Annotated in this window: 9 protein-coding genes; 6 read left to right on the forward strand and 3 right to left on the reverse strand. The window is 54.9% G+C overall.

Going from position 1 to position 9,275, the window contains the following annotated elements; genetic code table 11:
* Positions 1-20 precede the first annotated feature (20 nt).
* The 3 genes from K9G39_RS09650 (at position 21) to K9G39_RS09660 (ending at position 2,880) form a co-directional block, all read left to right on the forward strand.
* A complete protein-coding gene (locus tag K9G39_RS09650; RefSeq protein WP_292004714.1) occupies positions 21-1,379 on the forward strand; it encodes a sigma-54 dependent transcriptional regulator in 1,359 nt (452 codons plus the stop codon).
* Between the two features lie 209 nt (positions 1,380-1,588).
* Positions 1,589-1,942, forward strand: a complete 354-nt coding sequence (locus K9G39_RS09655; RefSeq protein WP_292004715.1) for a hypothetical protein — start codon at positions 1,589-1,591, stop codon at positions 1,940-1,942.
* 245 nt (positions 1,943-2,187) lie between these two features.
* Complete coding sequence (locus K9G39_RS09660; protein WP_292004716.1) at positions 2,188-2,880, forward strand: fibrobacter succinogenes major paralogous domain-containing protein; 693 nt, start codon at positions 2,188-2,190, stop codon at positions 2,878-2,880.
* Between the two features lie 85 nt (positions 2,881-2,965).
* On the opposite strand, the gene K9G39_RS09665 is transcribed toward K9G39_RS09660, so the two are convergent.
* Positions 2,966-3,997: a radical SAM protein gene (locus K9G39_RS09665; protein ID WP_292004717.1), complete on the reverse strand. Its 1,032-nt coding sequence runs from the start codon at positions 3,995-3,997 to the stop codon at positions 2,966-2,968.
* Positions 3,998-4,093: 96 nt separating this feature from the next.
* Positions 4,094-4,393: a hypothetical protein gene (locus K9G39_RS09670; RefSeq protein WP_292004718.1), complete on the reverse strand. Its 300-nt coding sequence runs from the start codon at positions 4,391-4,393 to the stop codon at positions 4,094-4,096.
* Positions 4,394-4,710: 317 nt separating this feature from the next.
* On the opposite strand from K9G39_RS09670, the gene K9G39_RS09675 reads away from it, so the two are divergent.
* The 3 genes from K9G39_RS09675 to K9G39_RS09685 all read left to right on the forward strand — a co-directional run bounded on the left by K9G39_RS09675 (position 4,711) and on the right by K9G39_RS09685 (position 7,927).
* Positions 4,711-5,220 carry a cupin domain-containing protein gene (locus tag K9G39_RS09675; protein ID WP_292004719.1) on the forward strand — a complete coding sequence of 170 codons (510 nt, stop codon included), beginning with the start codon at positions 4,711-4,713 and terminating at the stop codon, positions 5,218-5,220.
* Positions 5,221-5,402: 182 nt separating this feature from the next.
* Complete coding sequence (dsbD, locus tag K9G39_RS09680) at positions 5,403-7,241, forward strand: protein-disulfide reductase DsbD (protein WP_292004720.1); 1,839 nt, start codon at positions 5,403-5,405, stop codon at positions 7,239-7,241.
* 176 nt (positions 7,242-7,417) lie between these two features.
* On the forward strand, positions 7,418-7,927 hold the full coding sequence (locus tag K9G39_RS09685) for a hypothetical protein (RefSeq protein WP_292004721.1): 510 nt from the start codon (positions 7,418-7,420) through the stop codon (positions 7,925-7,927).
* Positions 7,928-7,974: 47 nt separating this feature from the next.
* Here the strand turns inward: K9G39_RS09685 and K9G39_RS09690 are convergent, their stop codons facing one another.
* A complete protein-coding gene (locus tag K9G39_RS09690) occupies positions 7,975-8,235 on the reverse strand; it encodes a hypothetical protein (RefSeq protein WP_292004722.1) in 261 nt (86 codons plus the stop codon).
* Positions 8,236-9,275: the final 1,040 nt, after the last annotated feature.

Genomic DNA, 9,275 nt, shown 5'->3' on the forward strand with positions numbered 1-9,275 from the left:
GAAACGGGTGGCTGACAATAATGGATCATACCATACTTGTGGTTGAGGACGAAAGCGTCCAGCTTGAGAGCATCGCCGGTTTTCTTTCCAAACAGGGGTATCGGGTGCTGAAGTCTTCGCATCCCCGGAGAGCTCTTGAAATCGCCGCCGAGGAGGCTGTCGATATCGTGCTTTCCGATTTCAGAATGCCTGAAATGAGCGGAGTCGAACTGCTTTCAGCACTGAAGCACCGGAATCCCGGCATCGAGGTTGTCATCATGACCGCCTACGGAAGCGTGGATTCGGCTATCGAGGCCATGAAACTCGGTGCAATCGACTACATCACCAAACCGGTTGACCTTCACCAGCTCAGGATCATGATCCGCAATACGCTGGAACGGAAGCAGCTTATCAGCGAAAACAGCCTTCTTCGAACACAGCTTTCGGAGCGTTTCGGTTTTCAGGGCATCATATCGCAATCTTCCGCGATGGCTCAGGTGATGAACATTGCCGGCAGGGTGGCCTCCAGCAATGCATCGGTGCTCGTTACCGGCGAGACGGGTACCGGCAAGGAGCTGATCGCCAGGGCTGTTCATTTTTCAGGCAGCCGGAGGGAAAAGCCCTTTGTTGCCGTCAATTGCGCGGCACTGCCTGAAACCCTGCTTGAAAGCGAGCTTTTCGGTCACGAAAAAGGTGCATTTACCGGTGCTGACAGGCTGCGCAAGGGGCGCTTCGAAATGGCGGAGGGCGGCACTCTGTTCATTGACGAAGTAGGCGAAATACCGCTTTCCCTGCAGGTCAAGCTGCTCAGGGTGCTGCAGGAAAAAACGTTCGAACGAGTAGGCAGCTCGACACCCCTCGAGGCCGATGTACGGATCGTAGCTGCGACAAACCGCGATCCCGAATCGATGGTTCGCCAGGGGATGCTTCGGGCGGATCTCTACTACCGTCTCAATGTCGTCTCCATCAGGATTCCCTCCCTGCGGGAGCGTCGTGACGACATACTTCCCCTTGTCGATGCCTTTCTTCACCGATTCAGCGAAGAAAACGGGAAACAGATTACCGGAATTTCAAGGGAGGCGATGGATGCCCTGATGAAATATTCCTATCCCGGCAACGTCCGTGAACTTGAAAACATCGTGCAGCAATCCGTCGTTCTCTCGCGGGCCTCGACCATCACCACCGAGGATCTTCCGATGCGGGTATTCGAATACCGTCCGGAATCTTCCGGCGCAAAGGTTGCTGAAGGCGGTTTTACCGAAAAGGTGGAAGCCTTCGAGCAGGAAATGATTACCGAAGCGCTGAGGGAATCAGGTCAGGTGCAGACGCGTGCCGCAGAAATGCTTGGCATCAGCGAGCGCCATCTGCGATACAAGTTGAAGAAATATGGCATGAAATGACGGGACATGCTCCAGCCAGGCGCCGGTTTTCATGAAACAATCACTCTTTTCGCCCATACCGTCGAAACAGCGACGAGCCGGTCGTCGTCAACGCTTTTGCTGCAGGTTGTTCTCATTTTCTTTTTCTCCATAAGCGATTGAATAATAATATGATGGATTTTTTTTCCTTTTCTGGTATGTGAATTGCTAATCGTAATAAGGGGAGCTGTATGCGAAGACTCTCTCCCCGCAACAACCAGAACAAAGGAGACTCCCTCATGAAAAGAATCGTTCGCATGTTTGCCCTTGCCGTTGCCGTATTGGCGCTTTCACCCGCAGTTCCGGCCGTTGCCGGAGGTTACTTTGACAATCCTCTCATGCAGCTGATAGGCGGAGGCGATTGCGACGGCATCAACGAGAACGCTCCCGATGCCGATGGCGACGGCATACCCAATGGTCAGGACCCGGATTATGTACGCCCTCTCGATGGATCGGGCAACGGCGGCCGAGTCGTTTCCGCTACGGGAGCAGGTGTCTGCGACGGTACCGGCCCGAAAGGCCAGGCTACCCGTTCCGGCAGATAAGCCCCGGTTGTTATACTCCGGTTTTTCCTGCGGTGGCGGAGGCTTGTCAAGGAGCTTTTCAGTCCCCGCAGGAATATCGGACTGCCATACCTGCAGGGATTCTCCATCCCGATAAAATTAAGCCTCTTTTAAGTGTCGCTTAAAGTCCGTTTAAGCTTTCCTCCGTTACTTTTCTTCCGGTCGTCATGATCGTCGTGTTCAGGACGGCCGTACTGAACAACTGCAACAGTAAACGGAGGAAAAGGATGAAACATCGGAACATTACCAGGCAAATGCTCATGTTGCTTCTCATGAGCGTATTCACCCTCTTTTCAGTGCCATTGCACGCTTCGGAGGACAGCATGAGGGATATCGACGGAAACGGCTACCATACCATAACTGTCGGAAAGCAGGTCTGGACGGCGGAAAATCTGAGGGTGAGTCGCTACCGCAACGGAGAGGCCATCAGGCATGCCGCAACCAGGGAGGAGTGGCTCGACGCTGCCGCCAAAAGCGAAGGGGCCTGGTGCTACTTCGACAACGATCCTGCAAACGGGAAAAAATTCGGGCGTCTGTACAACTGGTATGCCGTCAACGATCCTCGGGGCCTGGCCCCAAAAGGCTGGCATGTGCCGACCGACAGGGAGTGGTCGGCATTGACCGCTTTTCTCGGAGGCGAAGCTGTCTCCGGCGGTAAAATGAAAGAGGCCGGGCGCTCACTCTGGAGCACCCCTAACGAAGCGGCAACAAACTCGAGCGGCTTCAGTGCGCTTCCCGGGGGTCTGAGGGGCATCGACGGCGTTTTCGCGTTTGGCGCACAGAGCGCGTATTTCTGGACTTCTGCGGAACACTCCCCCTCGCTCGGGTGGTACAGGGTGCTCAACTATCATACCGCCACGGTCGTTAGAAGCGGCGAGGAAAAAATCGACGGCATGTCGGTGCGCTGCGTCCGCGACTGAACGACCTGCAAGTACTGGCTCCTGGAGCCGGAAACCGCATTCCCGCCAGCCTGCCGGATCGTGTTTATCTGTCGGGGAGAGCAGCTTACAGGGGATGATTCCGGCTCGACAGCCGGTGGAAACAGTAGGGGTCGTTGTGCAGCAGACCGCCCGAGGCAAACGACATGACCGAGCACCCACCCTTGCATTGGGGCCCATGGACGCACTGCCTGCAGTTTTCCCCGAGATCGCCTGTGCTGAACTTCCGGTTCCAGGAAAACGATTTTTCGTCGAACCAGATGCTCCACAAGTCACGCTCTCTGAGACTCCCCTCATTGAACTGTTCCGGCAGTGAGAGGCATCCCTTGACGTTTCCGTCGCTGGTGATTCCGCATGAGGATATGCCTGCCGAACATCCAGCCCAAAGGCGATCGCGTGTGTCAAGATCCGTGAAATATCCCACTCCGTCAGCAGGCATGAGAGTTATACCTTCAGCATGACAGCGCGGGGCTTGCCGATGCACGTATTTTCCAAGTTCGAGATAAGTGCTGCAGGAGAGTTTGAGCCCGTCGCTTCTTGCACGGCCGAGAGAGAAAAGCGGTTGGAGCTGCCAGTGCCGTATGCCGAGGTCCTGCAGGATCGTTTCCAATGCAGGGAGCTGGTCGATGTTCATATCATTGACGGCAGTTATGACTGCGACAGGAACGTTTTTGTCGAGTGCGGCTTCGATACCGGAAATGATCCGCCTGAAAAGGCCTGGTTTCTGACGGATATGGTCATGCGTCTTTTCCAGACCATCGAGGCTGACTCCGACGGTCGCTATGCCTGAATCGGCCAGCCGCTGTGCGTTTTCTTCGAGCAGAAATCCGTTGGTGACCATTCTGACAGGAATATTCATGCGTCGGAGGTGTTCGGTTACCTGCTGCCATTCCGGGCGCAAAAGCGGTTCGCCTCCGGTAAGGTCGACTTCCCGGACGAAAAGATCCGGAAACTGGTCGCAGATGCCGAGGAGCTCGCCGAGTGAGAGCTCGTCCCTCCTTGTTATGCCGGTTGCCGAAGAGGCGCAGTGCATGCATCGGAGATTGCAGGCCAGAGTAAGCTCCAGCCCCATAACGATAGGGAAGCCTTCAAAAGACATGGCAAAGGTGGTTGTTCTTTTGCTGGAGGATGCTGATGACATGAATGCAGGCAGGACAATCAGCGTCCCGCCTGCACGTTTTCGACTACGGCCGCGTTAAAGCATCTTCTTTGACTTGGCGTAATTCATGAGCGTGATATAGTCGCCGCTACGCATCACGACCTCACGACCGGCAAGCATGTCGTCGGCAATGTTCAGGATAGGTCCTGCAATCTGCTCCGGAGGTTCCTTTCCGTCGATCAGATGGGAAATCACCTGTTCGCGTACCATGTCGAAAAATTTTTCGGACGGTTTGACCTTGAGCAGATCCGATTGCCGCTGCAGCAGCTTGTCGACGATGACAAGATACATGACAACGCTTGGATCAAATTTGAGATGCAGTCTGATACTGTTCATACTGGATAATACCTCCTTCGGGCGGGACCCTTTTGAACTGCTGTTACTGGAAAAAACAGAGTGCGGATTCGGGGCAATACAGAGGTACAGAAAAAGAGTGTTCCGTTTTTCTCTTCCATCGGCAATATAGTACTTCAAAAGATAAAGCGAGTGCGTTTTCGCAGGAAAATGCAAAAAACGGAACTGCTCCCAAGCTTTCCGAAAAGCAACTGCCGATCTTCACAAATTCATGCAATTGAAAGAAAAAGAGTACATTAATCCTTGATGCAGCCGGTATTAACGGGTTGTTTGTCCATGCATGTAACCATCAATTCCCCATGATGAAAAAGCACAAGCGTGCGGTGAGCGGAAACCGTACCAGCCAGGCATTCCTGTTTGCCTCTGTCGAAATTATTTTTGTTTTGCTTGTTTTCATGCAGCTGCAGGCAGGCATTCTGCTTGCGGAAGAGTATCGGAACGTGTCGGCCAGGAAGGTGCTGACCTCGACCACCGTGAGCGACGGAAGCAGGATACGGTACCTTCGTGCCGACGATCCTGAAGTGACCGTGCTCGTTGTCGATGTGCCTCCGGGAGGATCGACAGGGTGGCACAGTCATCCGGTTCCGGTTTATGCCTACATGCTCGAGGGCGTGCTCGCCGTCGAGATGGAGAACGGAAAAACCTTCGAGTTTCGCAAGGGAGACGCCATTATAGAGGTGGTCAACACCGGGCACAACGGCTACAATCCCGGAAGGGAAAAGGCAAGCCTCGTGGTGTTCTACACCGGTGCGGTCGGTGTGCCGAACGTGGTCAAGGAGCAGCAGGCAGCAGTTCCCGCTCTGCCGTGATGCCGACTTATTGGATGTTCCCCATGTTTTTCGGATTTTTGGGAAGGCTTTTTTTTGTAGAATGAGGAGAAACCGATTCGCTCTACTCCGGCCTTCCGTGCCGCAGGCAATGAGTGCCGCCATGGCAGCACTCCCGACGCCGCTCGCTCAATGATCCAATAATCTCTATGTACCCGATACCTATGTTTCATCGTGTGTTATCCCTTGTCGCAGTTCTGCTTTCCATGTTTTTCTCCCTGAGCTCCGGTTTTGCTGCAGGTTTTCTCGATCCTGAAGATGCGTTCAGGCTGAAGGCGGAGTATACCTCGTCGCGTTCCCTTGTGCTCGACTGGGAGATAGCCGAAGGGTACAAGCTCTACCGTGATCAGGTGAAGGTGATCCTGAAAAGCGGCAAGGCGGATCTGCGCGTTCCGGCCCTGCCGGCAGGAGAGAGGGTGAAGGATCCCTCAACCGGCGACGAGTCGGTGGTTTATCACAAACAGCTGCATGTCGAGGTGCCGGTTTCCGGTGCTCCCGGCATTTTTACTGTTAAGGTTGTGTATCAGGGGTGCTCCGATGCGGGGCTCTGTTACCCCCCCTTTATCCGCATGGTCACTGTCGATCCGGCAAAACCGGGTGTACTGGAGGTTGTCGGGGATCCTGAATCGGGCGGTTTCGGCGGTTTTTCCGTTACTGAAGATGCCGCTGTCGATACCGCCTCGGCAGCCGCAAAGGATGATGATTTCTCCCTGGCGCAAACGACACTCGAAAGCCGCAGCCTCTGGAAAATCAGCCTGGCATTTCTGCTGTTCGGGCTGCTGCTCTCTTTTACCCCGTGCATTCTGCCGATGATACCCATTCTCTCGTCCATCATCGTGGGCGACGGCTGCTTCAAAAGGGGGCGCAGTTTCTTGCTGGCCGTGGCCTACAGCCTCGGCATGGCGCTTGTCTACACCCTGCTTGGAATTGCCGCCGGCCTTGCCGGAGAGGGCCTTGCCGGTGCGCTTCAGCAGCCCTGGGTGCTTGCACTTTTCGCTGTTCTGCTGGTGGTGCTCGCCCTCTCGATGTTCGATGTCTACCAGCTGCAGATACCAGGCATCATGCAGAGCGGCATAGCAAAGACATGCGGCAGGCTCAAAGGCGGCCAGATTGCCGGCGTGTTCCTTATGGGCTCGCTCTCGGCGCTGATCGTAGGCCCCTGCGTGGCCGCGCCGCTTGCCGGCACGCTGCTCTACATCAGCCAGACCCGCGACGTGGTTATCGGGGGGGTGGCGCTCTTCTCCATGGCCATGGGCATGAGCGTTCCGCTGCTGCTGGTGGGGCTCTCGGCCGGAACCCTGCTTCCGAAAGCCGGAGCGTGGATGAACGGCGTGAAATACCTGTTCGGCCTGCTGCTGATCGCCGTAGCCATCTGGATGGTTTCGCCGGTCATTCCAGGTCCTGCGGCGCTTCTGCTTTGGGGCGCCCTGGCCATTCTCTCGGCGGTGTTCCTGCACGTATTCGACAAGCTGCCCGAAAAGTCCTCCATCGCGCTGCGTTTCGGCAAGGCGCTCGGCATTCTGCTGCTTCTCATCGGCATTCTGGAGCTTGCCGGAGCGGCATCCGGAGGGGACAACCCGCTTCAGCCTCTTTCGAGGTTCCGTGCGCTTGCCGGCAAGGGCTCGAACGGTGCAGTTGAGGGGGTGCGGTTTGCCAGGATCAGGAGCGAAGCCGAGCTCGACCGTGCGCTCGCGTCAGCCGAAAAGCCGGTCATGCTTGACTTCTACGCCGACTGGTGCGTCTCCTGCAAGGAGCTCGAGCACTTCACCTTCAGCGACCCGGAGGTGCGCAAACGCATGGAAAGCATGACTCTTCTGCAGGTTGACGTTACGTCGAACAGTGCCGAAGACAAGGTGCTGATGAAGCGGTTCTCCATTTTCGGCCCTCCGGCCATAATCTTTTTCGACGCTTCGGGACAGGAGATTCAGGGCGGCAGGGTAGTGGGATTCATCGAGGCGAAGCCGTTCATTGACCACCTCTCTCGATATCTTCCCGGTAATTGAACAGATTGCCCGCTGCCGGGGCCGGAGCCTCGGCAAACAGAGGGAACGCGCACGACCCCATCGATTCCGGCCAGTCGGATCAGAAGGCAGATATCCTCCAGGGATAGAAATAGTTACCTCTCCCGATCCTTTCGGCACTCCAGTGCGCGACGAAGCAGCCGGAACGATTTACCGGCTTGTTCGGGCAGTGCGGAATTGTCGCCGGCAATCATCGCCTGCATCACCTGTCCCTGAAGCGTACCGATGAACATGGTAGCGGCAGTTCCGGCATCGACGGCAGGATCCGATCTCGCCTTATACGATTCCTCCGGAAACGATGCCTTTACGACAACGGCTGGACCGGAATCGACGTGCGGCGGTCCCGTCGCGAAAACATAGGCTTCATCTTTCAGGCCCATAACCTCATTCCGTTCCTCAACGCCCGCGACAACACCGCCATCGCCATGGAGATCAACGGCGTGCACTGGAAAGCCGCCCGCAAGCGAGCCCTTGAACTGCTCGATTATCTGTACCTGTCCAACCGCTCTTCAGCGCTGCCGAAAATCCTTTCCGGCGGAGAACAGCAGAACACCATCATCACCGTTACCCACGACATCCGTATGATCGAAGGATTCGACACCATCTATCACATTGTCGCTGGGCGGCTTTTTGTCGATGACACCGCCACGATAAGCACGACGGCGTGACAGACCGCGCATGCCGCCCGGCGGACGCATCACAACCAGCCGAGGCATCAAGGTTTCTTTTTCGGGCCGTATGGAGAGGTCTGGCCACTACCGTCGGAAACGCCATCACCGGAGTTCGGTGCCGGGCCTTCGGACTGCGAGGTATCGCCGACTCCTGCCGCAGGCGCGGATTCTTCCTCCTGACCTCCGTTCAGAATTACGCCCGTAATACCGGCAAAGAACCCGTCGAGCCCCGATCCATAGGCAGGAAGGGCCGTTCCGGCGGCCAGAAGAGCGGAAACCGCGAGAGCGGGAATAAGTTTTTTCATGCTGAGCCTCCTTTGTTTTTCTGTTGGGGGAAAGGGATCGGCAGTGGGGTCGTCTCTGCCATACATACAAGCTAACGAACGCTTCACTTATTTGCGCCGACCGTCGCCGGATTTCCTCGATTTCCGTTTTTTTTTTGCCGGATCAAGTTTTCCTGCGCAAGACGTCAAGGTAATTTTTTTCGGAACCCATACAGATCGATTCTATTTCCCACTCACAAAAACAGATCCAAAGGTTCCAGGGCACCTCTATAAAGTTATTGCGCACCCAAATTGCTGCGTTGGTCGGTGCTCGAAATCCTCATGTACTATGTGTACACTCCGGTTTCTCCGCTCCGTCCGCCTTGCACTTTGATCGCTCATCACACTTTATAGAGGTGCCCTTCAGTTCAAGAAATTCCTGCCATGGAATACCCGAATTTCCGATCAGCAACACCTTGTGCTCCAGAACGAAATTAACCTCATAATTTCCATGACGCCAGTAATACAGGTTGATTTCGTCGGTGCGATTTTACTCAGCCTATTGAGTAATTTTACTCAATAGGCTGAGTATTTTATCGAACAGAGCAACCTTTGCCCTGACGTTACTGCGAGCGCGGGAAAGATTGTTTTCACCTTCAGTTACGCGCTTACGGTACGCATAATTCAGGCCTCAACACCTGATGAAATCGCTTCAGTTTATGTTCTCATGCCTGAATACCTGGCGAAATTGGGTATTGATATCTGTTTTCAGGGTTTCGATGGGGCGGTTGACTGTTTGCCCGCTGTTTCGGTGGCTCTCGCTGGCTGACCCTTATAGTGGAGAATATGGCTATCTTTCAGGATGGATTATCGAAAAGGAGGTCTCAAAGGAAATGAAAAAACAGGTTGTGAACTCAAAACGTCCAGTTCTCTGGGGGATACTCTATAGTGGACCCGGATTTTCAAACAAAGGTTTAAGGTGGTAACTTGCCCAAAAAAGGGACAAGATATGAGCGAAAAGCACCGCAAAAGTTTTACGGCACAATTCAAGGCCAAAGTGGCGCTTGAGGCGATCAGAGGAG

Origin of the sequence: Chlorobium sp. (assembly GCF_021740465.1) — a bacterium.
In the GTDB taxonomy this organism is placed as follows: Bacteria; Bacteroidota; Chlorobiia; order Chlorobiales; family Chlorobiaceae; genus Chlorobium.

Bases quoted from the DNA above. Each gene is read 5' to 3' on its own strand.
- K9G39_RS09665 (WP_292004717.1), bottom strand. From the start codon at position 3,997: ATGTCTTTTGAAGGCTTCCCTATCGTTATGGGGCTGGAGCTTACTCTG.
- K9G39_RS09650 (WP_292004714.1), top strand. From the start codon at position 21: ATGGATCATACCATACTTGTGGTTGAGGACGAAAGCGTCCAGCTTGAG.
- K9G39_RS09690 (WP_292004722.1), bottom strand. From the start codon at position 8,235: ATGAAAAAACTTATTCCCGCTCTCGCGGTTTCCGCTCTTCTGGCCGCC.
- K9G39_RS09655 (WP_292004715.1), top strand. From the start codon at position 1,589: ATGCGAAGACTCTCTCCCCGCAACAACCAGAACAAAGGAGACTCCCTC.
- K9G39_RS09660 (WP_292004716.1), top strand. From the start codon at position 2,188: ATGAAACATCGGAACATTACCAGGCAAATGCTCATGTTGCTTCTCATG.
- K9G39_RS09670 (WP_292004718.1), bottom strand. From the start codon at position 4,393: ATGAACAGTATCAGACTGCATCTCAAATTTGATCCAAGCGTTGTCATG.
- K9G39_RS09675 (WP_292004719.1), top strand. From the start codon at position 4,711: ATGATGAAAAAGCACAAGCGTGCGGTGAGCGGAAACCGTACCAGCCAG.
- dsbD (WP_292004720.1), top strand. From the start codon at position 5,403: ATGTTTCATCGTGTGTTATCCCTTGTCGCAGTTCTGCTTTCCATGTTT.